This is a genomic window from Sphingobacterium sp. UDSM-2020 (assembly GCF_016132525.1).
Lineage (GTDB): Bacteria > Bacteroidota > Bacteroidia > Sphingobacteriales > Sphingobacteriaceae > Sphingobacterium > Sphingobacterium anhuiense.
Window position 1 is genome coordinate 1,092,837 of record NZ_CP066166.1, and the last position, 22,004, is coordinate 1,114,840.

Here is a 22,004-nt window from a genome sequence, read left to right on the forward strand (position 1 = left end):
ATTACTAGAATAATAAAGAGATGTTAAAACATCTCTTTTTGTTTATCTTGCAACAATGAAACTATCAATTCGATTTTTTTTAATCCTTTCAATCTTTTGCTCTTCTACATCGCTTTATGCGCAAAAAGATACTTTACAAAATGATAATCAAGATTTTGAAACCAATGCTAAGACAATAAATTATAAGCAATTAATAGTTCCTGTGGCTTTAATGACTTACGGAGTAATCTCATTAAATAGCCCATACCTCAAACATAAGGATCAACAAATAAACAATTCAATTAATAATGATCCGTCCAAAACTTTTAAACTTGATAATGTTAGCGTTTTCATTCCTTCTGCCGCTGTCTTTGGGCTTGACTTACTCGGAATACCAAGTAAGCACAATTTAAAACAACGCTTAGTGGTAAGTTCGATTGCCCATGCAATCACCTTATCAGCAGTTTATACCATAAAAAAAACGACACCTACTTGGAGACCTGATCGCGCAGATCAAGAATCTTTTCCTTCAGGACATACTGCTGTACCTTTTACCGGTGCAGAAATTCTATGGCAAGAATATAAAGATCAATCCATTTGGTATGGTATTGCAGGCTATACAATTGCGGCGGGAACAGGTTACCTGAGAATGTATAATCATAAACATTGGTTTTCTGACGTCGCCATGGGAGCTGGTATTGGTATTATGGGAACAAAAATTGCATACTGGCTATTACCATTATTTGATAAACACTTGCAATCAAAAAAAACAAGTTACCTAACGATGGCAACACCGTTTTACAATGGAAAACAAATTGGTTTGTCTGCTAATTTCCAATTTTAAACCTTGGTTTATTATCATTTTTATATAAAAGTTACAAAATATTTGTTTTTATAAAACTAATTCCGATATTTACAGCGCTTATAGAGAAAGGCAGAGGGAATAGACCCAATGAAGCCTTAGCAACCTGTCAATTGACAAGGTGCTACATTCTACCCCATCAAAAAGTGGGAATGATAAGCTAGACACAAAATATATCTTGTGCCCTCCTCTCTAAAAGCAATCAAAAAATTTAGTAAATAGATTCAAGAATTTTTGATCGTTTTTTATTTCGAATAAAAAAAATCCTTCTAATTTCTTGCTTCGTTAAGGTTGAACAAATAAAATAATTTTATATTTATGTTACTAACGAACAACTTAGGTTACCCACGTGTAGGTGCCTTCCGCGAGTTGAAAAAGGCCAATGAAGCATATTGGGCTAAAAAAATCAGCGCGCAAGAATTATTGCAGGCTGGACTGAAAATCCGTGAAGGCAACTGGAAAACTCAAAAAGATGCTGGCATCGATTTGATTCCTTCCAATGATTTTTCATTTTATGACCAAGTTTTAGACTTGACATTAACTGTAGGTGCAATCCCTGCACAATATCAATCACTTTTAAATAACGAAGATAAAGGATACAATTTGGACCTTTACTTTGCAATGGCGCGTGGTTTCCAGCAAGATGGCGTTGACGTAACGGCAATGGAAATGACAAAATGGTTTGACACCAACTACCATTACATCGTACCTGAATTCGTGAAAAATCAAGAATTCAAATTGACTTCAGAGAAATTCTTAAATGAATATAATGAAGCAAAATCTTTAGGTATTGAAACGAAGCCTGTGTTAATTGGCCCGATCTCATACTTATTATTAGGTAAAGAAAAAGAATCTGGTTTCAACCGTATCGATTTAATCGATAAGTTGGTTCCTGTATATGAAGAAATCTTAACTAAATTGGCTACCGCTGGTGCAAAATATGTACAAATTGATGAGCCATTTTTAGCTTTAGATATTGATGATGCAACACGTGCTCTATACACGCGTGTATTTACTAAATTAGCTGCTGCTGCTAAAGACATCAAAATTATTGTAACGACTTATTTCGAGGCTTTACGTGACAACGAAGAAACAGCTATAAACTTACCAGTTTACGCAGTTCATGTTGATTTAGTAAGAGGTGAAAACCAACTCGACACTATATTAGCCAAAGTTCCGGCTTCATTAACACTTTCTTTGGGTGTAGTTGAAGGTCGCAACATTTGGAAAAATGATTACGTAAAATCATTAGCACAAATCAAAAAAGCTGTTGATGCTTTAGGCAAAGACCGTGTATTAGTAGGACCTTCGAGTTCATTATTACACGTACCTTTCGATTTAGACAATGAAGATAATGAAGAGTCATTGCCTAAAGAAGTTAAAAATTGGTTGGCATTTGCTAAGCAAAAATTAGCAGAGGTAAAAGATTTAGCGATCTTAGCTGAAGGCGAAGTAGATGCAAAAACAGCTGAGCGTTTCGAAGCCAATAAGGCTGCTGCGGAAGACCGTCGTACATCTTCTTTAATCCACAAGCCTGAAGTTAAAGAACGTACAGCAAATATCACTGATGATGATGCTAAACGTACATCTACTTTCTTAGCTCGTAAAGAAGCACAACAAGCGAAATTTAATCTTCCAGCATTTCCAACAACGACAATTGGTTCATTCCCACAAACTAAAGATGTTCGTAAATGGAGAGCTGATTTGAAAAAAGGCGCAATTTCTCAAGAACAATACGATAAAGAAATCGCAGAAGAGACAGAAAGAACAATCCGTCTTCAGGAGCAATTGGATATCGATGTATTAGTTCATGGTGAATTCGAACGTAATGACATGGTTGAGTACTTCGGAGAGCAATTAGCAGGTTATGCCTTCACTAAAAACGGATGGGTTCAATCATATGGTTCACGTTGTGTAAAACCTCCAGTTATTTATGGTGATGTTTACCGTCCTGCTGATATGACCGTACGTTGGTCTTCATATGCTCAAACCCTGACAAACCGTCCAGTAAAAGGAATGTTAACGGGGCCGGTTACGATCTTACAATGGTCATTCGTACGTAACGATCAACCACGCTCTACAACAACTTACCAAATTGCATTAGCGATTTTAGATGAAGTACAAGCTTTAGAAAAAGCAGGTATTAAAATTATCCAAATCGATGAACCTGCAATTCGTGAAGGTCTGCCATTACGTAAAGCTGATCACCAACAATATTTAGATTGGGCTGTACGTTCATTCCGAGTTTCATCTTCGAATGTAGATGACGATACACAGATTCACACCCATATGTGTTACTCTGAGTTCAACGATATCATTGAAGATATTGCTGCAATGGATGCTGATGTAATTACTATCGAGACTTCACGTTCGCAAATGGAATTATTAGATGCATTTGCTGCAGATTTTAAATATCCAAACGATATTGGACCAGGTGTATATGACATTCACTCTCCTCGTGTACCGAGTACAGAAGAGATGGTTGAATTATTACGTAAAGCAAAAGCTGTAGTTCCAGCTGAGCAACTTTGGGTAAATCCTGACTGTGGTTTAAAAACACGTGCTTGGCCAGAGACTAAAGCTGCCTTAGAAGCTATGGTTGAAGCTGCTAAAATCTTGCGAGCTGAATAAGTTTAGATTTTTAGAATTATAAATATAAAAGATCCTGAAGTTAAATCACTTCAGGATCTTTTTTTTATAAAAAGATTAGTTTGACCTAAATAGGTTCATTAAGAGTAGATTACAAGAATGGAAAATGCTATCGGTAACGATTTAGTAATGGTGCTTACTGCACTTGCTTTCACTTGATTACCTTGTAAATCATTAATGCAAATGTAATAAATTAATGGGTAAAGTACATTACTGCTTTACCCATTTTTTCATCTAAGTTCTATGAAAAAATCCCCCCATAGGGTGTAATCTGTGATATTGGTTTCAAGATTATTTCCAAATTTTGGCTTATATACAATAATTGTAACTCCGAAACAAATAGTGCTAACTTTTAAAATGATTACGCTATGGAAATCGTATTGAGTAAAATATTATCGCAAATTAGGTATCAGGAAGATAAACTTTCATCTCAAATGTTGCCAACATCGGAAGAAGCATATCAAATGACCTTATTCCTTAATGAAATGTTGTGTTCCATAAAAACCCAAGTCGTACAGACTGGATTTACAGATGAACAGCAAGAGATAGAATTTTTCAAAAATATCAAACCGCAAGTTTTAGGTAAACTCATATACTATAACAAAGTATTCCGTATTGAAACAACTTGTCCGGTGAGTAATGGGGAAATACACCAAAGCTATTATGAGAACCTATTAAAATCGCTGAAATCAGAATATAAAGAGAGTATATGCAATGAAGATTTTTACAGGTACTATCGTACAGGAAGGACTGACCGAGATCATTCTTTTTTCAGGCTCGGGCAAATCAATTACCACGATGGCTTAAAGAGTGGCGTATTTGAAATCGACCTTAGTTTTTCAACATACTATGATAACAAGATAGCTCATATTATAGCGAACGAATTACTTTATACTTATATGATTGCTAAAATAAATCCTGAAGAAAATCCAGATTTGATTTTAATAAATGGAGATGCAAATAAAGATATTTCGTGGACAAATACTCAAAATGCCCTTATCGAACTTATATATGCTTTATATGCTTCAAATTCCATTGCTTATGGAAAAATAGGTATTAGAAAATTAGCTTTGATTTTCCAGGTGTTATTCCGAACGCCCTTAAACGATATACATCATTCTTTCCATAGAATGAAAACAAGAGCAGGTTCTCGAACGGCATTTTTAGATCAGCTCAAAATATCCCTTGAAGAGTATATGGACAAAGACCTTTAGTTGTTTCATTACAGTTTTTAAGAGCAGAACATTTTTTGTACTGCTCTTTTATTTGCCCATAAATGCCAATTGGCAAATGTCAGTAAAACTCCATTAAGAAATATCTTAAATGCTCCAAAACCCTTATTAAACAAGGGTTTCTCATAATTGTAAAAATTTTCAAAAAACCGCCTAACCAATTGGCGAGGGTTGGCGGACAAACACTGCCACCTTTGAGAATTTTGCATTGTAAACATTAAGGAGCAATGCGATGAAAATAATCACAATCGAAGAAGAAGCGTGGCAACAGCTCAACAGCCGTATTAATGCCATTGCTGATTACCTGAAAAGATTAGACAACACAAGCTATGATGACTTGTGGCTTAACAATCACGAGGTATGCCAATACCTGCACATCAGTGAAAAAACTCTATGGCGTATGCGGACCAAAGGCGAGATAGCATACTCGAAAATCTACGGTCAATATTTCTACACTATTGGAGCCATTAAGGATATGCTCAATGCCAATGCTATACAAAGCAGTGATGAATTTGTACAGGAATTAATGGCAAAAGGCAAAAGCTATATGGAAAAAGGCAGAAGACTAAAATCCGACAAACCCTAAAAAGTGTGGCTATGAATATTGATAGAATGGAATTTATAGCGTGGATGGAACGCTTAATGGGTCGCCTTGATATGCTGGGCGATAATATAGATGAACTGCAAAGGAAACGCAACAGCATAGACGGCGAAGAATTATTGGATAATCAAGACTTATTGCAAATGCTGAAAATCAGCAACCGCTCCCTGCAACGGTATCGCTCCATTGGCAAGCTACCCTATTATACGATAAGCGGAAAACTGTATTACAAGTTGTCCGATGTGCATCAGTTCATAAGAGAGAGCTTTAACCCTCCTCCTAAGAAATGAAAGCCAATGAACGCCAAATACTGCCTTTGAGTGCCACATCGGGCGAGGCAGTGAACGCTTATTTTACTTTCGGCGATGAACTTTAAATTTTTCAGATTATGACCGAAGAAACAACAAACAAACAGGAAATGCCCGAACAACTATCGGACATATTATTGGTGCTGGATAAAGATAAAATGAAAATCCAAGCAGTAAAGAGCATTGACAAAAACGGGAAAATGGAAACTGTTGACCCCACAAAAAAGAACCAAAATCAGTTTATGCGTGTGGACAAGCACGGCGATTTCTTTTCAAATTTCTTCTCCAACTTTATCAGCCAACTGAAAAACCCGACCAACTTTTCATTTTTCAAAGTACCCGAACCTATCGCCGTAGAAAAGGCAAAGGAAATGCAGAAACAAGTTGACAAGCCTACACCGGAGGGCGAAAAAGTGATGAAAGAACACGAAATAAAAACCGACACACAAGAGAATAATAAACAAGAAAATAAAAATGATATGGCAACAGCACAAACAACACCGGAAACAAGCGAATACCGCTATAAGCCGGAGCAGATTGATTGGGACACAATGAAAAATCTCGGATTGAGCAAGGAATACCTCGAAAAAAGAAACCTGCTCGACCCTTTGTTACGAGGTTTTAAAACCAACGAACTTGTACCAGTAGGCATTAACCTCGGAGGTTCTATCCTCCGCACAGATGCCCGTCTGTCTTTACAGCAGGGCGAAGGCGGAAATGTTATCGTGGCAATACACGGTATCAAAAAAGAACCTAATCTGCACTTTGAGTTCTTCGGACATAAGTTTACGGATGAAGACAAGAAAAACCTGCTCGAAACAGGCAATATGGGGCGTGTGGTTAATCTAATCAATTCTAAAACAGGAGAACTGATGCCATCCATTATCAGTGTGGACCAGCTGACCAATGAGCTTATTGCACTAAAGACAGATTTCATAAAAATTCCTGACGAAATTAAGGGCGTAAAGCTGAATGAAAAGCAAAAGCAAACCTTAATGGAGGGTAAGCCGCTTCAGTTAGACGGAATGATTTCTAAAAAGGGAACTGAATTTTCGGCAACCGTACAGTTCAATGCAGACAAGCGCTATGTTGAATTTATGTTTGACAGAAGCAACTCTAATCAGCAAGCACAAAGCAGGGGGCAGAATAACCAACAAAGTCAGCCGCAGGAAGCTCCAAGAACATTCAGAGGTAAGGAACTGACAGATGAGCAACATAAGGATTTTAAAGCCGGACAAACCGTCTATATTGACGGATTGAGGGATAAAAAAGGGCAGCCATATCAGGGTTACATCACTTTCAATAGAGAAACCGGAAAAACCAATTTTGAATTTCCTAATAAATATAAGGAAAGGGTTAAACCCACCGAAGCTCATAAAACGCAAACTGCCGTCAATTCGGAGGGCAAGACCAACGAAGCGACCAAAAACATCAAAGAGCCTTTGAAGTCGGAGCAACAAAGACCGAAAAACAAACAGCAGCAGGAACAACAGGAAAAGCTCAAAGCTCCTGCAAAGTCCAAAGGCAGAAAAATGTAGTAAAGTATGAAAACAATCATTGCAGAAAAACCAAGCGTAGCAAGGGAAATAGCCGGACTTGTGGGAGCATCCGAGAAAAAGGACGGCTACCTGACAGGCAACGGCTATTTTGTTACGTGGGCATTCGGACACCTTATCGGGTTGGGAATGCCAGAAGATTATGGAATATCAGGATTTGATAAATCAACCTTGCCAATACTGCCCAATCCCTTTTTGCTGACCGTTCGGAAAATTAAAAAAGACAAAGGTTATACAGCCGATACAGGTGCATTAAAGCAGCTGAAAGTTATTGAACAGCTTTTTAACCGTAGCAACAGTATTATAGTGGCTACCGATGCAGGACGTGAAGGCGAACTCATTTTCAGGTACATTTATGAATACCTGAAATGCAACAAGCCCTTTGAACGCCTTTGGATAAGCTCACTAACAGAAAAAGCCATTAAACAAGGTTTTGATAATCTTAAAGACGGGACAGCATTTGACGGATTATACCAAGCAGCACAAGGCAGGAGCCGTGCCGATTGGCTGGTAGGCATCAATGCTACACAGGCATTGAGCATTGCGGCAGGTAATGGGATTTATTCGCTCGGAAGAGTGCAAACGCCTACACTCGCTTTGATATGTAAACGCTATCTGGAAAACACGAGTTTCTCGGTAAAGAAATATTGGCAGATACAGTTATCGCACAACAAGGAGTTCATTGATTTTAAAAGTATCGCCACAACCAAATGGGAAGACCAAAAGTTAGCCGATGATACGCTGAAATCTATTCAACGGAGTGGAATGGCAACGGTTACATCAATGGAAACCAAAAGCGTTACAGAGCAACCACCTTTGCTGTTTGATCTTACGGGGCTACAAAAAGAAGCCAACAAAAAACTCAACCTCTCTGCGGAAGAAACGCTCAATATTGCCCAAAGCCTTTACGAAAAAAAGTTTATCACTTATCCACGTACAGGAAGCAAATACATACCCGAAGATATGTGGGCAGAGATCCCTAACCTTGTGAGGGCTTTGCAGGACAGAGAAACCTGTAGGCAAGCCGTATCAAAAGTGAAATGGGGACGGTTCAATAAACGCATCGTAAACGACCTGCGTGTTACCGACCATCACGGATTATTGATAACGGATAAAATCCCGTCTGCATTATCTGCAAAGGAAAATGCAGTTTATGATATGGTTGCCTTTCGGTTGCTCGAAGCCCTTTCACAGGCCTGTGTCAAAGAGATAGCCGATGTCGGTTTGCAGGTGTCGCATTACGATTTTGCGGCAAAAGGCTGTAAAATCATAGAAGCGGGTTGGCGTGGCATCAAAGGTAGTTTCTCCGATGATGATACCGAACCGATACAAGATTTGCCCGAACTGAAAAAAGGTGATGAACTCAAAATCAAGGAAGCTGCCGTTTTGGAAAAGAAGACAAAACCGCCAGTACTTTATACTGAAGCCGGGCTTTTGTCGGCTATGGAAAGTGCAGGAAAGGAAATCGAAAATGAAGATGAGCGCAAGGCTTTACAAAATATCGGTATCGGTACTCCGGCTACAAGAGCTGCAATAATCGAAACCCTGTTTACCCGCAATTATATCCAACGAGAAAAGAAGTCCTTAATCCCTACCGAAAAGGGATTGCAGGTCTATGAATTGGTCAAAGACCGAAAGATTGCGGACGTGGCAATGACTGCCGAATGGGAACTCGCATTGCAGAAAATTGAGAACAACGAAGCGGATGCAGATGCATTTCAAAAGGAAATGGAAAATTATGCTTCATCTATTACCAATGAATTACTGCAAACTTCCATCGCCCAAAACCACCTGCCCAAATTGGTTTGCCCGAAATGCAAAAGCCAACAACTCATTATCCGTGATAAAATCGTGAAGTGTCCAGATGAGGGTTGTAATTGGGTGCAGTTCCGCAATGTGTGCGGCGTACAAATTGGTCTAGCCGATATTGAAAGCCTTGTCAGTAAAGGAAAAACTTCACTCATAAAAGGAATGAAAAGCAAGGCGGGTAAGAAATTCGATGCTTTCATCGTGTTGAATGAGGATTACAATACCTCCTTTGAATTTGCTAAAAATAAAAGCTACAAAAAGTAATGGAAAATAAGCCTGCCATTAGTCCAAAGGAAATCAAGAACCTGATTTATACCATACGTGACAAGCAAGTGATGTTGGACAGCGACCTTGCGGTTTTGTATCAAGTAGAAACAAAAAACCTTAATAAAGCTGTAAAACGGAATATTGATAGGTTTCCTGAAAAATTTTGTTTTCAACTGACCGTTGAGGAAGTCGATTTTTTGAGGTTCCAATTTGGAACCTCAAACGTGGGGCGAGGTGGAAGACGTTATCTTCCCTACGTTTTCGGCGAACAAGGAATAGCAATGTTGAGTACTGTGCTTCGATCCGATGTGGCTGTAAAGGTCAGTATTGAAATTATGGATGCGTTTGTAGAAATGCGTAGAATGCTCATCAGCAATGCTTCCCTCTTTCATCGCTTGGATAAAATTGAGCTGAAACAATTAAAAGCCGATCAGAAGATTGAGGAGATTTTCAAGGCTTTGGAAAGCGACAAACTCTACAGCGAAAAAGGTGTTTTTTACAACGGGCAGGTCTTTGATGCCTATACCTTTGTTGCGGATATTGTCCGAAGTGCCAAAAGCTCCATTATCCTGCTCGATAATTATGTAGATGATACCGTACTGACCTTATTGGGGAAACGCAACACTAATGTGACCGCAACTATCTACACCAAAACCATCAGCAGTCAGCTACGGTTGGATGTACAACGGTACAACAGCCAATATCCCCCTATCGACGTAAAGATTTTCTCCGATGCACACGACCGCTTTTTGATAATAGACCAAACAGAACTGTACCATATCGGAGCATCGCTCAAAGACCTGGGCAAAAAATGGTTTGCCTTTTCGAGAATGGATATTGAGGTAGGCAGGATGCTCCAAATTCTCAACAACACATAAAACAAAACCCTCCGAAATTCAAGAGGGTTTTGCTTTAGCCTTTAGATGCTTCCAAAGATGCCTTTCTGAACTCCTTTAAAAGTTTTTCCAATTCAAGAGAAGCCTTGCGTGCTCTTGTACCTGCCGCTTTGTTTCCTTTTCCTGCCTGTAATTCAGCATCTGCTTTCAGTGTTTCAAAGCTCGCATTGATTTTTTCGATTAGTTCATTCATTATGGTAATGGATTAAAAATTTCAACACAAAAATAGAAAAAAATAATTTCACTGTCTTGCTATGTTAATTCGGACTTGTATGTTAGCGGAAGTTTTTATTGTTCGCCTTTTAGCTCTTCGATGAAATGTTCTCCTAATGGAGAAAGCCGGTAACCTACATTGTGGCTTATGGTCAAGCCTAAATTTTTCAGTTTTCGGATATTTAGTTTTAGCCATTCTTTTTCAAAGCCTGTCAATTTTGCAATACCTATGGCGTGTAAATTGGGATTGTCTTTTATCGTCAACAGGATTTTTTCAGTCCAATGACCTTGTTTACTGTAAAGGTCTAAACGCTCTAATCTACCTTTTAACTCTTCAAATTGCTGTTCTGACAATCCTGTTTGCTCCCTCAACTTAATTCGTGGGTCTTCGGCATGATAACGAACGGATATTTTAAAAATAGTTCCTGTGCTGTTGTGGGTAAATGATTTTAGCAACTGCTTTTTTTCCGTAAAGCCTGCCTGTACTGCTTCTTTGTCGCTTATATCATTTTCGCTTACAGCTTCAATCTTGCCGATTTCGAGCAAACCAACAGATGTATGCAAAAGGCTTCCGGTTTTAACGGAAACCTTTTGCCACTTACGAAATGCCAAAGTGATTTCTCCCGATTTAATACCTTGCAGGTGTACTCCCTTAAATAGCATAATTATAATTCTTTTACATACTTGTTCAAATCAAATGACTTTCTACCAAGCAATTTTTCAAGTGTACTGTCCACATGTGAAAATTCGCCTATCTTAATCCCGTTGGCCATACTGACCAATAAATCCACGACTTCGACAGGTATTTGATAGCTAATCAGTTCTTCTCTGAAAACTTCATCCGAAATATCAACGTGGTTTACGGTTATACTTTTTTCTTTACTTATCACCCCTGCCAATTCATCAAATGAATATGCTGTGTTACCTGTTATTTCATAGGTCTGGTTTCCATGTGCATTTCCCGTTAATACGTTTGCAATGGCTTCCGCTATGTCTGTCCGTGATACAAAACTTACTTTTCCGCTTCCCGATGGATAACGGATTTCGTTCGTTTGCAAGGCATTTCCAATCAGTTCGGGTATGGCTTCCATATACATGCTGTTTCTGAAAAAGGTATAAGGGATATTTGTTCTCCTTATCAGTTCTTCCGTATAGTATTGTGTTTGCGTTCCTTGAAAAACGGTATTTGGTCGGGCTTGCACCATACTTGTATAAACAATGTGCTTTACGTTGTTTTCCACGATTGCGTTTACTACATTTTTTTCCTGTTGTTTGGCTGTTTCTGTATCCACCCCAATAGTAGATATTTGCAATACTGTCTCTACGCCTTTGAAGACCTCTTTAAGTGTGTTGTAATCGTTGTAATCCGCTTGTCTGGTGGTTACGCCCTTTTCCTTAAATTCATTTACCGTTTCGGGGTTTCTGACAATGGCAACAATATCGGTCGGTGCGACTTTCTGTAACAAAAATTGAATGGTCGATTTGCCTAAATTTCCGTTTGCTCCTGTAATGGCTATCATAACTTTAATTTTTCTGTAAAATTAACAGCCTTGCTTTACTGAAAATTGGATAAAACCGACAACCGGAGGAATTGCGAGGAAGAGGAGTTTAGTAAATTTGAGTACGACAACTTCAATCGTCATTTTCGAGGATATCCGTAAATTGCTTATATTCGCAGTATGGAAAAGTCAGATTAGCATATACAAAGAAAATAGTTTCTTATTGAGGCAATATCTTATTGCCCTGTTTTTCTATTGTATTTATTTTTAAAAATATGCTAAAATGATGAATTTTTTCGAAAGCCCTTTTAAAGGCAAAATAATCAAAGACCACATCACGAACCCGAACATTATTGCCGGGAAATATTCTTACTATTCGGGTTACTACCACGGACATTCTTTTGATGATTGCGCACGTTATCTATTCCCTGACAGAAGCGATATTGATAAACTGATTATAGGTTCGTTTTGTTCTATCGGAAGCGGAGCCAGTTTTATCATGGCGGGAAACCAAGGTCATCGGTACGATTGGATATCCAGTTTCCCTTTCTTTTACATGATGGAGCAGGTCGATAGTTTCAAAGGAGCTGTTGATGGATTTGCAGGTGTCGGGAACACGGTCGTCGGTAACGATGTTTGGATTGGTAGTGAAGCCATGATTATGCCCGGTGTGACGATTGGGGATGGTGCAGTCGTTGGTAGCAGAGCCTTAGTTACCAAAGATGTTGCCCCTTATACAATAGTCGGGGGTAATCCTGCAAAACCAATAAAAAAGAGATTTACAGACGATGAAATCGAAATGCTCTTAGAAATTGAATGGTGGAACTGGGAGGAAAAAGTTTTGGCAGAAGCTATTCCTTTAATCTGCACTGGGGATGTAAAATCGCTTTATGAGTTTTACTACAAACAGGTGAAATAGCTATTTTAAGTCCCCTAAGCGGGGACTTATTATTTTAAAATCGGAACTTTTTCACTTTACACCTGCTTAGCAGAACCGAAAGGCGATTAAATCTTCCATTCGGGAAAGTTCGCTACCTGCTCGTTCGCCTGACGTAAGAAGCGTTTCGGACTTGTTCCCGAAAATTCTTTGAACTCTCTGATAAAGTGCGATTGGTCGTAATAATTGCATTGATAGGCAATGTCGGTCAGCTTGTCAAATTGGGTTTGGCGTATATTTTCTAAAGCTAATTGAAAGCGGTTTATCCTTGCATATAGGTTGGGGGATATACCTATATGCTGTTTAAAATACCGTTCTAATGAACGTTCGGATAGGTTCAGTTCACTCTGTATTTTTGGTAAACTCACTCCTTTTTGAAGCTGTGCGGTTGCAAAATTTACTTTTTCATTTTCGGTACTTCTTTGTTCAGCAAGATGTATCAAAAAGGAAGACAGCAACTCTATCCTCTGGTTGGAAGAAGTCGTATCGGAAAGCTGGTCAGTTATATTGGTATTAACCAGTTCGTCTATGCTAATATGTTGATTTGTCAACTCATTAGCATCTACTCCAAAAATGGATTTTAATGCGGTCGGTTCAAAATAAACGCCAATGTTTCGGAAACTTTTTATTGCTCTGTGTTCTGTGTATCGTGTAGTCTGCCCATATAAAAACAATTGCGGTAACTCTTGATTGTCTTTATCATGGAATGCTTTTTTGCTTTCCTGAAAAATAAGTCCGGGCAAGCCGTCCGACATTATCTTGAACGTTTTTTGAGAAAAGTCTAAACTATCGTCTTCCAATATCCAAAAATAGCGAACGTATTTCCGCAGGGGTGCTGTTGGATATATTTGTTGATAGTTCATTTTACCTGTTCATTTTGCTGCATCATTACAATTATACTAAATAAATCCTCCAGATTTAGGAGGGTTTTGTTTTAGCCTTTAGATGCTTCTAAAGAGGCTTTTCTGAACTCTTTTAAAAGTTTCTCCAATTCAAGGGATGCTTTGCGTGCTCTCGTACCAGCCGCTTTGTTTCCTTTTTCTGCTTGTAATTCTGCATCAGCTTTCAACGCTTCATAGCTTGCATTGATTTTTTCGATTAGTTCATTCATTATGATGGTGAATTAAATTTTGTAAGGCACAAAAATACTCTTTTAACGCTATAATATACTATCCATTACGCCAAATACCGCCCCTCAAAGCCAAACCCTGCCACATTCATAGCTTCTCTTTTTCCCTTTGATACTTTAGCCATCGTAATTGAAAAAGTATCTATTAAAGTTGGAAAGCAATGCATGTGAAAGCAAAGAAATACGATGTCATATATGCCGACCCACCGTGGCAATACAAGGTATGGAGCAAGAAAGGAGCCGGAAGAAGTGCGGAAAGTCATTATCAGACCCAAAGTCCTGAGTTTTTAAAGGGGATGAATATACAGGCTATTGCCGGAACCAATTGTATACTTTTTATGTGGGCTACTTTTCCCTGTTTGGAGCAGGCATTGGAACTCGGAAAAGCCTGGGGATTTACCTACAAGACCGTCGCTTTTACGTGGATAAAGACAAACCGGAACAATGCAACCATTTTTGCCGGAATGGGTTATTACACCCGTGCCAATGCGGAAATAGTTCTGTTGTTTACCAAAGGTAAGCCCCTTACCCGTCAGGCAAAAGATGTCCCGCAGGTACTTGTATCTCCACGGGGCAGGCATTCAGAGAAGCCCGATGAGATAAGAAAACGTATTGTCCGCCTGTTTGGAGAAGTGGACAGAGTGGAGCTCTTTGCAAGGCAAAGCCCGATGCAGGATAACGATAATACTTTTGAGGGTTGGGACGTATTCGGCAATGAAATAGATAATTCCATAGAAATCCCCGAATAACCATTACGCCAAATCCTACCTCTCAAAGCCAAACCCTGCCACATCTTTAAAGGGTCTTACCTACTGCTATAATTTTAGGCTTTACGCAAAATTCAAAACAAAATTATAGTATGGATACACAGCAAAAAGACCTATCGTATTTCAGATTACGACTGCAAGAACTACTAAACAGCAGCTTCCCCGAAAAGGCACACGACCAGAAATTTATTGAGCAGCGTTCATCGTGGGCTGCCAATGCCTACGAGGGTGCGTTCCGCTCCGGAAATGCTATCGACCAATGCAACGAAATAGCCAATTACATACTTTTCGAGGGGCTTCACTTTTCCAAGTTTGATACGGTTTTCCAAGTGGTCTGCAATGAGTTTGATACCCTGATGGCAGACGAGGAATTGCGACCGTTCGCCCTTAATATGCTCCCTGTCTGCGAGCCTGTTTTTTTAAGATATACACTAACCGATGATTTCGCCTACGGTTATGAGTTTGATTTACTCTATACCGAAATAACCGGAACCATCGCAATATGGATAACCGAAAATGGGCTTCAGTAAAAAGCAACATCTCCAACAGAACATTGATGCCCTGCAAATTGCTTTTAAACTGGAAAAGGAGAAACGACAAGCCACCGTAGGCGAAAGATTGCTAATGATGCAATACAGCGGATTTGGCGGTCTTAAATTCGTGTTGAACCCCATAGCGAACGAAATAGACATCAATAATTGGAGAAAAACAGAACACGACCTTTTCCCGATTACGCAGGAACTCCACCAACTACTCAAAGAAAATTCAGAAGACGAAAAGCAATACCGCAGGTATGTGGACAGTATGAAAAGCTCCGTACTGACGGCTTTTTATACACCGCCACAGGTCATAGATGCGATTTCCGCAACTTTGCGTGAAAGCGGTGTGAAGATTGATAAATTTCTCGAACCCTCCGCTGGTATCGGCTCGTTTATACAATCCTTTTCGGAAAACCAACAACCCAAAATTACTGCCTATGAAAAGGATTTGCTGACAGGTAAGGTTTTAAAACAGCTTTATCCCGAAAGCACTATCCGTATAAGCGGTTTTGAGGAAATCCCCGAAAAGGAACAAAACAGCTATGATGTAGTCGCAAGTAATATTCCGTTTGGCGATACCTCCGTATTCGATTTATCCTTTTCCCGAAGTAAGGACAATGCAAAAGTACAGGCTTCCCGAAGCATCCATAACTATTTCTTTCTGAAAGGAAATGATATGCTCCGTGAGGGTGGTTTACAAGCGTTCATTACCTCGCAAGGCGTTTTAAACAGCCCGAAGAATGAGCCGATACGGAGGGCGTTAATGGAGAACAATAATTTGGTTTCGGTTGTGCGGTTGCCCAACAACCTGTTTACAGATTATTCTGGTACGGAAGTCGGAAGCGATTTGATAATCCTGCAAAAGAATACGGAAAAACAAAGTCTGACTGAAACAGAAGAACTGTTTTGCCAAAGCAAACAGACCAAATACAATACGCCAAGCAATGCTTTCTTTCGGAATGGAACGAGAGTAATCCATACCGACCGTAAAATTGACACCGACCCCTACGGACAACCTGCAATCATCTATACCCATAAAGACGGTGTGGACGGCATTGCCAAAGATTTGAAGCAAATGCTTTCCGAAGATTTTGGAAAGCACCTGAATTTGGCTTTGTACAAAGGCGAACGCAAAAATAAACCTATAATACAAATTCCGGTTGAGCCAAAGGTAACACCTCCGGTTGTTGAACCCATAATCATTCAGCAAAAGCCACAACCTGCACCAACTGCGACAATTCATCAGGAAAGTCCGCAGGAACTGAAACAGTTAAGCATCTTTGACCTGTTTGAAAATGCGGGTGATCCTGTAATGGTGGTTGCTCCCCCCAAAAAAGCCACGCAAGCCAAAAGACAAACCGCTAAAAAAAGAGGTGGTACAATAGGTCGCCAAACTGACCTGTTCGGCGGTGGGATGCAACAACCTTATATACCGCCAAAATCTAACGGTACACCACCAGTAAATGGCAAAAAACAGGAAGCTATCGGCGATTTGTTTTCACAAGCAAACGGGAATGTCCAAGCGGACACGCCAGCCATTCCCAAAATGCCAATTAACACCATTCCCGAACCTGCTCCGTACAGTGGCGAACTGCAACCGTTCCACCGAAACGACTGCCTTGTCGTGGATAACGGTTGGGTCGGTCATCTGCAAGAAGTAGATACCGCAGACGGTACGGCTGTTTTTCATCCCTTGCAACTGTCGTCCTTGCAGAAAGCAAGAGCCGAAGCGTATATCGGAGTGCGTGATGTTTACCAACAGCTTTACAATAAAGAAGCGGAGCTTCAGACCGAACATAAGGAAGAAAGGGAAACACTTAACCGCCTTTACGATGCCTTTGTCAAAAGGTACGGAAATCTCAATAGTGCGGATAATATCAAGCTCATCAAAACGGACAGTGCAGGTAAAGAAATACCCTATCTGGAGCGTGTCGTTGGCGGTGTAATCCATAAAGCAGATATATTCAACCGTCCTGTAAGTTTTTCTACCGCAACCATTGCAACGGACAATCCCGAAGAAGCGTTATCGGCTTCACTGAACAAATATGGAAGCGTGGATTTGGACTTTATGTCCGAAATCAGCGGTATGCCTGCTGATGCTTTGAAAGAAGCCTTACACGGTCGCATCTACTACAATCCATTGCAAAAGGAATATGAAATATCTGAACGCTGGGTTGCGGGCAATGTAGTGGAGAAAGCCAATGAATTAAGAGATTACCTCGAAAGCAATCCCGATGATACCGAAGCCAAAGAAAGCCTTATCGTATTAGAGGAAGCCCGACCAAGACGTATCGAATTTGAGGAACTCGATTTTAATCTGGGTGAACGCTGGATACCCGCAGGTATTTATGCCCGATTTGCATCGCACCTGTTCGATGCGGAAGTCCGTGTACATTATTCGGATAGTGCCGATGACTTTTCCGTCACCTGCAAACAGAAGAACGTACATATCTGGGATAAATATGCGGTCAAAGCCAAAAGCCGGACGTATGACGGGATTGCTCTGCTCAAACACGCCCTTGTCAATACCACGCCCGATATTTCAAAGACAGTAGATGTAGATGGCAAAGAGGTCAAGGTGCGGGATATGGAAGCCATACAAATGGCGAATACCAAAATAGACGAAATCCGAACCGCCTTTACCGATTGGCTCCACGCCCAAAACGATGAGTTTAAAACAAAGCTTACCGAACAATACAACGATACCTTTAACTGCTTCGTCCGACCGAACTATGACGGCTCACATCAGGAGTTTCCGGGATTAGACCGTAAGGGATTGGAAATTGAAGACCTGTATTCGAGCCAAAAGGATGCCGTTTGGATGATAAAGCTGAACAACGGTGCTATCTGCGACCACGAAGTAGGTGCAGGAAAGACGTTGATAATGTGTACGGGTGCACAGGAAATGAAGCGTTTGGGCTTAGCCCACAAACCGATGATAATCGGACTGAAAGCCAATATACCCGAAATTGCCGAAGCCTACCGCACCGCCTATCCCCACGCCAAAATTTTATACCCCGGCATTGATGATTTCACGCCCGAAAAACGTCTGCGGATTTTCGGCGATATTAAGAACAACGAGTGGGATTGCGTGATACTAACACACGACCAATTCGGAATGATACCCCAATCGCCCGAAATACAAAAGGAAATTCTGCAAATCGAATTGGACAGCGTAGAGGAAAACCTTGATGTTATGCGAAGTCAAGGCGAAGACATAACGCAATGGATGCTAAAGGGAGCGGAAAAACAAAAGGAAAACCTCGAAGTAAAGCTGAAAACCCTGCAACACGACATTGAGAACCGCAAAGATGATATTGTGGACTTCAAAATGATGGGCATAGACCATTTGTTTGTGGACGAAAGCCACCAATTCAAAAACCTGACGTTCAACACAAGGCATTCAAGGGTTGCGGGATTGGGCAATCAACAGGGAAGCCAAAAGGCACTGAACCTGCTGTTTGCCATACGTACTATACAAGAGCGTATTGATGCGGATATGGGTGCGACCTTTCTTTCAGGTACAACCATTAGCAATTCGCTGACTGAATTATACCTACTCTTTAAATACCTGCGACCACGGGCATTGGCAAAACAGGGCATTAATTCCTTTGATGCGTGGGCAGCGATTTATGCCAAGAAAACAACCGATTATGAATTTTCGGTGGCTAACAATATCGTCGCAAAAGAGCGTTTCCGCTACTTTATCAAAGTGCCGGAACTGGCTCAATTTTACTCCGAAATTACGGATTACCGTACTGCTGAAATGATTGGCATAGATCGCCCCGAAAAGAACGAGATATTCTATAACATACCGCCTACGCCTGACCAGGAAGTGTTCATTCAAAAGCTGATGGAGTTTGCCAAAACGGGCAAAGGCGAATTATTAGGCAGGGAACCGCTATCCAAAAAGGAGGAAAAAGCAAAGATGCTCATTGCTACGGACTATGCCCGTAAGATGTCTTTGGATATGCGAATGGTAAGCCCCCATTACAAAGACCACCCCGATAACAAGGCTTCGCATTGTGCCAATAGTATTGCCAAGTATTACCACAAATTCAACGCACAGAAAGGAACGCAATTCGTTTTCTCTGATTTGGGAACGTACAAGCCTAACGAATGGAATATCTACTCCGAAATCAAACGTAAGCTGGTAGAAGACCACGGCATACCTGCACACGAAATCCGCTTTATACAGGAAGCGAAAAACGACAAGCAACGAAAGGCACTTATAAAGGGAATGAATGACGGTACAATTCGTGTGCTGTTCGGTTCTACGAGTATGTTAGGCACAGGCGTAAACGCACAAAAAAGAGCCGTTGCCGTACATCATCTGGATACGCCGTGGCGACCGTCTGACCTTGCCCAAAGGGACGGTCGGGCTATCCGTAAAGGCAATGAAATCGCTAAACATTTTAACAATAACAAAGTGGATATAATTATATATGCAGTAGAAAAATCATTGGACAGCTACAAATTCAACCTGCTGTACAACAAACAGCTATTCATTAACCAACTAAAATCCAACAATCTCGGCAAACGGACAATTGACGAGGGCAGTATGGACGAAAAATCGGGTATGAACTTCTCGGAATACGTGGCTATCCTTATGGGAAATACAGACCTGTTGGATAAAGCTAAAATAGAAAAGCAGATTGCGGGATTGGAGAGCGAACGGCAATCGTTCAACCGTTCAAAATCAAGTGCCAGATATAAATTGGAAGATTATACGGCAGAATTGAACAAAGCCCAATCCCGATTTGACCGTATGAGCCTCGATTGGAATAATCTACAAGGGCGTATCCAAAAACGTTATGATGGCACTATTGCCAACCTTATTAAATTGGACAGCTTGTCACCCAATGCGGATATAAAACAAATCGGAGCAAAACTCAATCAGCTTGCGGACAAATCCCGTACAGGTGGGGATTATGAAGAAATCGGAAGCCTTTACGGTTTTCAGCTTTTGGTAAAAACGGAAATGTCGCAAAAAGAGGGCGTGGATATTCGGGTAAACCGTTTTCTGATACAGGGCGAGGGCAATATCAAATACGCCTACAACAACGGTATCATCGCTAAGGATGAGAAATTGGCATCTATGAATTTCCTCAACGCATTGGAAAAACTGCCTGCCTACATTGAAGAGGAGCAGAAGAAAATTGCCGAAATTCAAAAGGATTTACCTGTTCTGCAAGAAGTGCTGAACGGTGCGTGGAGCAAGGAAAGCCGATTGAGCGAATTGAAAACGGAGCTGGCTGCTGTTGAGCGGAAAATACAATTATCGCTCACGCCCGAAACAAAAGGAGAACCTGCGGAACAAGCCGAAGAAAAGCAAGAAACGCCAAAGATTTCAGAAAGTATTGTCCGTACAAAAGGTGTTCATATGCCAAGAGGGATATTGTAAGGATCTTAGTTTATCCTTTCGTCATCTTCATCCATCTTTCTGATCAAAGCGTCACGTAAGCTGTCAAGGAATTTAGTCCGGTTTATTTTTCGGGATTTAAGTTCCATAAATGTATGATAGAAATCGCCCAAACTAATATTGAAAGTGTTTTCAAATGTTTTGGCGATAGCTATTATATCTGCATTTCCAAAAGCACCTTGTGAATGCAGTGCATAAATCAATTCGGTTAATGCAGTTTTGCTTTCTGTCCAATTTAAGGAAGAACGGTAAAGTGATTTCTGCTGATTGTTATTATTCAGTTGGTCTTCAATATAAACTTGTATCAGGTCATTAGCTATAATCTTTGCTGCCTTATAGTCGTGAGAGGTGGAAAATCTATGATCAGTTTCAAAGTAAACCGTATCCAATGTCAGTTTTATATCGTGTCTGCCCCGAAGGAACAGCTTTTCATCAATAAATGAGTTGTTAGTGCGGTAATATTTATAAAATTCAAGATTATTGTCAAAATACCTTTTTAGCTTTTTCAATTCTTCATTGAGGTATTTCCTGATAGCTTTTGTATCGTTTGGTTTCTTTGTTTCGATTTTGTAAATGGCATTGTAGTAGATGAGCTTTGCTACAATAGCAGGTTTTTGATGTTTGAAAAAATGAATTTCAACGTCAGTATTCTTAAATCCGTTCTTCAAAACGTACTCTTTTACTTCAGACAAAGAGCCAACAATAAGTTCTATGATGATTTCAATACGTTGTATGGAATAATCCGATTCAATTTCAATATCCTGAATATCGTGTTCAAGTTTGTGTAGTATTCTGTTATAGGTTATATCCATAGCTTTTATCAAATGTGAGAAAATAGACCAATGCATTTAAGAAGCTTTATCTGGACTCTTCAATAGCTTTTAGTAATTCCTTAATCTCTAAAGGCTTTAATACTCCATTATATCTGAATAGAACCTGATATTTACTATCCAGTAAAACCCAGGTCGGGAAACCTATATTCTCTGATCCGTTCAGGGCAATAGCAAGTTCGTGAATACCTGATGATAATCCTGTAGCTTTGTATTGAAAGGTCTTTTGGTTAAATACAATAGAGTCCTTACTTTCGGCATTGAATATTATATAATAGAAGTTATCCGCTTGTTTCTGAAAGTCTTTGTTTTTTGCCAATTGGTTTTTCTGCATCTGGCAGTATTTACACCAATCGGTGGAAAGCAGTATAAGTATTGGTTTCTGCTTGGTTTGCATAATGCTATCGACATCTTCAATAGCAAAAGATTCTGTTTGGGCGGTAGCGATACCACCCAAACAGAAAATCATAATAATAACTAATCCAAATCTCTTCATTCTTGAACGCTCA

19 protein-coding genes and 1 riboswitch are annotated in these 22,004 nt (G+C 40.0%); of the genes, 12 read left to right on the forward strand and 7 right to left on the reverse strand.

The window, feature by feature from the left end; translation table 11 throughout:
- Positions 1-55 precede the first annotated feature (55 nt).
- The 8 genes from JAZ75_RS04675 (at position 56) to JAZ75_RS04710 (ending at position 10,141) form a co-directional block, all read left to right on the forward strand.
- Positions 56-823 (forward strand): phosphatase PAP2 family protein, encoded by a 768-nt coding sequence (locus JAZ75_RS04675; protein WP_208700424.1) that lies wholly within the window; start codon positions 56-58, stop codon positions 821-823.
- 75 nt (positions 824-898) lie between these two features.
- A riboswitch (SAM riboswitch) is annotated at positions 899-1,003 on the forward strand.
- 156 nt (positions 1,004-1,159) lie between these two features.
- Positions 1,160-3,472, forward strand: a complete 2,313-nt coding sequence (gene metE / locus JAZ75_RS04680) for a 5-methyltetrahydropteroyltriglutamate--homocysteine S-methyltransferase (RefSeq protein ID WP_208700425.1) — start codon at positions 1,160-1,162, stop codon at positions 3,470-3,472.
- A gap of 386 nt (positions 3,473-3,858) precedes the next feature.
- The gene (locus tag JAZ75_RS04685; protein ID WP_034727108.1) at positions 3,859-4,704 is read left to right on the forward strand and encodes an RteC domain-containing protein; all 846 of its coding nucleotides are present in this window, start codon (positions 3,859-3,861) and stop codon (positions 4,702-4,704) included.
- A 250-nt stretch (positions 4,705-4,954) separates the two neighbouring features.
- A complete protein-coding gene (locus JAZ75_RS04690; RefSeq protein ID WP_034727114.1) occupies positions 4,955-5,308 on the forward strand; it encodes a helix-turn-helix domain-containing protein in 354 nt (117 codons plus the stop codon).
- Positions 5,309-5,319: 11 nt separating this feature from the next.
- A complete protein-coding gene (locus JAZ75_RS04695) occupies positions 5,320-5,613 on the forward strand; it encodes a helix-turn-helix domain-containing protein (RefSeq protein ID WP_034727116.1) in 294 nt (97 codons plus the stop codon).
- Positions 5,614-5,711: 98 nt separating this feature from the next.
- The gene (locus JAZ75_RS04700) at positions 5,712-7,169 is read left to right on the forward strand and encodes a DUF3945 domain-containing protein (RefSeq protein WP_208700426.1); all 1,458 of its coding nucleotides are present in this window, start codon (positions 5,712-5,714) and stop codon (positions 7,167-7,169) included.
- A gap of 6 nt (positions 7,170-7,175) precedes the next feature.
- A complete protein-coding gene (locus JAZ75_RS04705) occupies positions 7,176-9,260 on the forward strand; it encodes a type IA DNA topoisomerase (protein WP_034727120.1) in 2,085 nt (694 codons plus the stop codon).
- A complete protein-coding gene (locus tag JAZ75_RS04710; protein ID WP_034727122.1) occupies positions 9,260-10,141 on the forward strand; it encodes an ORF6N domain-containing protein in 882 nt (293 codons plus the stop codon). The genes JAZ75_RS04705 and JAZ75_RS04710 overlap by 1 nt, the downstream gene beginning before the upstream one ends.
- 34 nt (positions 10,142-10,175) lie before the next feature.
- Here JAZ75_RS04710 and JAZ75_RS04715 read toward each other — a convergent pair whose 3' ends face one another.
- The 3 genes from JAZ75_RS04715 to JAZ75_RS04725 all read right to left on the reverse strand — a co-directional run bounded on the left by JAZ75_RS04715 (position 10,176) and on the right by JAZ75_RS04725 (position 11,892).
- Positions 10,176-10,352: a histone H1 gene (locus JAZ75_RS04715; RefSeq protein WP_034727124.1), complete on the reverse strand. Its 177-nt coding sequence runs from the start codon at positions 10,350-10,352 to the stop codon at positions 10,176-10,178.
- Between the two features lie 95 nt (positions 10,353-10,447).
- Entirely contained in the window at positions 10,448-11,035 is a 588-nt protein-coding gene (locus JAZ75_RS04720; RefSeq protein WP_034727126.1) for a hypothetical protein, read from the reverse strand.
- 2 nt (positions 11,036-11,037) lie between these two features.
- A complete protein-coding gene (locus tag JAZ75_RS04725) occupies positions 11,038-11,892 on the reverse strand; it encodes an SDR family oxidoreductase (RefSeq protein ID WP_034727128.1) in 855 nt (284 codons plus the stop codon).
- A 262-nt stretch (positions 11,893-12,154) separates the two neighbouring features.
- Between JAZ75_RS04725 and catB the strand changes: the two genes are divergently transcribed.
- Positions 12,155-12,790, forward strand: a complete 636-nt coding sequence (gene catB / locus JAZ75_RS04730; protein WP_034727129.1) for a type B chloramphenicol O-acetyltransferase — start codon at positions 12,155-12,157, stop codon at positions 12,788-12,790.
- A gap of 86 nt (positions 12,791-12,876) precedes the next feature.
- Here catB and JAZ75_RS04735 read toward each other — a convergent pair whose 3' ends face one another.
- Positions 12,877-13,671: a helix-turn-helix domain-containing protein gene (locus JAZ75_RS04735; RefSeq protein ID WP_085472333.1), complete on the reverse strand. Its 795-nt coding sequence runs from the start codon at positions 13,669-13,671 to the stop codon at positions 12,877-12,879.
- A 71-nt stretch (positions 13,672-13,742) separates the two neighbouring features.
- Positions 13,743-13,919 (reverse strand): histone H1, encoded by a 177-nt coding sequence (locus JAZ75_RS04740; RefSeq protein ID WP_034727134.1) that lies wholly within the window; start codon positions 13,917-13,919, stop codon positions 13,743-13,745.
- Positions 13,920-14,098: 179 nt separating this feature from the next.
- Here JAZ75_RS04740 and JAZ75_RS04745 point away from each other — a divergent pair, with 179 nt between their 5' ends.
- The 3 genes from JAZ75_RS04745 to JAZ75_RS04755 all read left to right on the forward strand — a co-directional run bounded on the left by JAZ75_RS04745 (position 14,099) and on the right by JAZ75_RS04755 (position 20,647).
- Positions 14,099-14,686 carry an MT-A70 family methyltransferase gene (locus JAZ75_RS04745; RefSeq protein ID WP_034727136.1) on the forward strand — a complete coding sequence of 196 codons (588 nt, stop codon included), beginning with the start codon at positions 14,099-14,101 and terminating at the stop codon, positions 14,684-14,686.
- Positions 14,687-14,796: 110 nt separating this feature from the next.
- Entirely contained in the window at positions 14,797-15,234 is a 438-nt protein-coding gene (locus JAZ75_RS04750) for a DUF1896 domain-containing protein (protein WP_034727139.1), read from the forward strand.
- Entirely contained in the window at positions 15,221-20,647 is a 5,427-nt protein-coding gene (locus JAZ75_RS04755) for an N-6 DNA methylase (RefSeq protein WP_034727143.1), read from the forward strand. Before JAZ75_RS04750 ends, JAZ75_RS04755 begins: the two co-directional genes overlap by 14 nt.
- A gap of 5 nt (positions 20,648-20,652) precedes the next feature.
- On the opposite strand, the gene JAZ75_RS04760 is transcribed toward JAZ75_RS04755, so the two are convergent.
- Positions 20,653-21,477 carry an RteC domain-containing protein gene (locus JAZ75_RS04760; protein ID WP_034727146.1) on the reverse strand — a complete coding sequence of 275 codons (825 nt, stop codon included), beginning with the start codon at positions 21,475-21,477 and terminating at the stop codon, positions 20,653-20,655.
- A gap of 46 nt (positions 21,478-21,523) precedes the next feature.
- The gene (locus JAZ75_RS04765) at positions 21,524-21,991 is read right to left on the reverse strand and encodes a thioredoxin family protein (protein ID WP_034727149.1); all 468 of its coding nucleotides are present in this window, start codon (positions 21,989-21,991) and stop codon (positions 21,524-21,526) included.
- Positions 21,992-22,004 lie beyond the last annotated feature (13 nt).

What these genes read in the sequence shown, in the direction of transcription:
- JAZ75_RS04675 (WP_208700424.1), top strand. Translation starts at nt 56, where the DNA reads ATGAAACTATCAATTCGATTTTTTTTAATCCTTTCAATCTTTTGCTCT.
- metE (WP_208700425.1), top strand. Translation starts at nt 1,160, where the DNA reads ATGTTACTAACGAACAACTTAGGTTACCCACGTGTAGGTGCCTTCCGC.
- JAZ75_RS04685 (WP_034727108.1), top strand. Translation starts at nt 3,859, where the DNA reads ATGGAAATCGTATTGAGTAAAATATTATCGCAAATTAGGTATCAGGAA.
- JAZ75_RS04690 (WP_034727114.1), top strand. Translation starts at nt 4,955, where the DNA reads ATGAAAATAATCACAATCGAAGAAGAAGCGTGGCAACAGCTCAACAGC.
- JAZ75_RS04695 (WP_034727116.1), top strand. Translation starts at nt 5,320, where the DNA reads ATGAATATTGATAGAATGGAATTTATAGCGTGGATGGAACGCTTAATG.
- JAZ75_RS04700 (WP_208700426.1), top strand. Translation starts at nt 5,712, where the DNA reads ATGACCGAAGAAACAACAAACAAACAGGAAATGCCCGAACAACTATCG.
- JAZ75_RS04705 (WP_034727120.1), top strand. Translation starts at nt 7,176, where the DNA reads ATGAAAACAATCATTGCAGAAAAACCAAGCGTAGCAAGGGAAATAGCC.
- JAZ75_RS04710 (WP_034727122.1), top strand. Translation starts at nt 9,260, where the DNA reads ATGGAAAATAAGCCTGCCATTAGTCCAAAGGAAATCAAGAACCTGATT.
- JAZ75_RS04715 (WP_034727124.1), bottom strand. Translation starts at nt 10,352, where the DNA reads ATGAATGAACTAATCGAAAAAATCAATGCGAGCTTTGAAACACTGAAA.
- JAZ75_RS04720 (WP_034727126.1), bottom strand. Translation starts at nt 11,035, where the DNA reads ATGCTATTTAAGGGAGTACACCTGCAAGGTATTAAATCGGGAGAAATC.
- JAZ75_RS04725 (WP_034727128.1), bottom strand. Translation starts at nt 11,892, where the DNA reads ATGATAGCCATTACAGGAGCAAACGGAAATTTAGGCAAATCGACCATT.
- catB (WP_034727129.1), top strand. Translation starts at nt 12,155, where the DNA reads ATGATGAATTTTTTCGAAAGCCCTTTTAAAGGCAAAATAATCAAAGAC.
- JAZ75_RS04735 (WP_085472333.1), bottom strand. Translation starts at nt 13,671, where the DNA reads ATGAACTATCAACAAATATATCCAACAGCACCCCTGCGGAAATACGTT.
- JAZ75_RS04740 (WP_034727134.1), bottom strand. Translation starts at nt 13,919, where the DNA reads ATGAATGAACTAATCGAAAAAATCAATGCAAGCTATGAAGCGTTGAAA.
- JAZ75_RS04745 (WP_034727136.1), top strand. Translation starts at nt 14,099, where the DNA reads ATGCATGTGAAAGCAAAGAAATACGATGTCATATATGCCGACCCACCG.
- JAZ75_RS04750 (WP_034727139.1), top strand. Translation starts at nt 14,797, where the DNA reads ATGGATACACAGCAAAAAGACCTATCGTATTTCAGATTACGACTGCAA.
- JAZ75_RS04755 (WP_034727143.1), top strand. Translation starts at nt 15,221, where the DNA reads ATGGGCTTCAGTAAAAAGCAACATCTCCAACAGAACATTGATGCCCTG.
- JAZ75_RS04760 (WP_034727146.1), bottom strand. Translation starts at nt 21,477, where the DNA reads ATGGATATAACCTATAACAGAATACTACACAAACTTGAACACGATATT.
- JAZ75_RS04765 (WP_034727149.1), bottom strand. Translation starts at nt 21,991, where the DNA reads ATGAAGAGATTTGGATTAGTTATTATTATGATTTTCTGTTTGGGTGGT.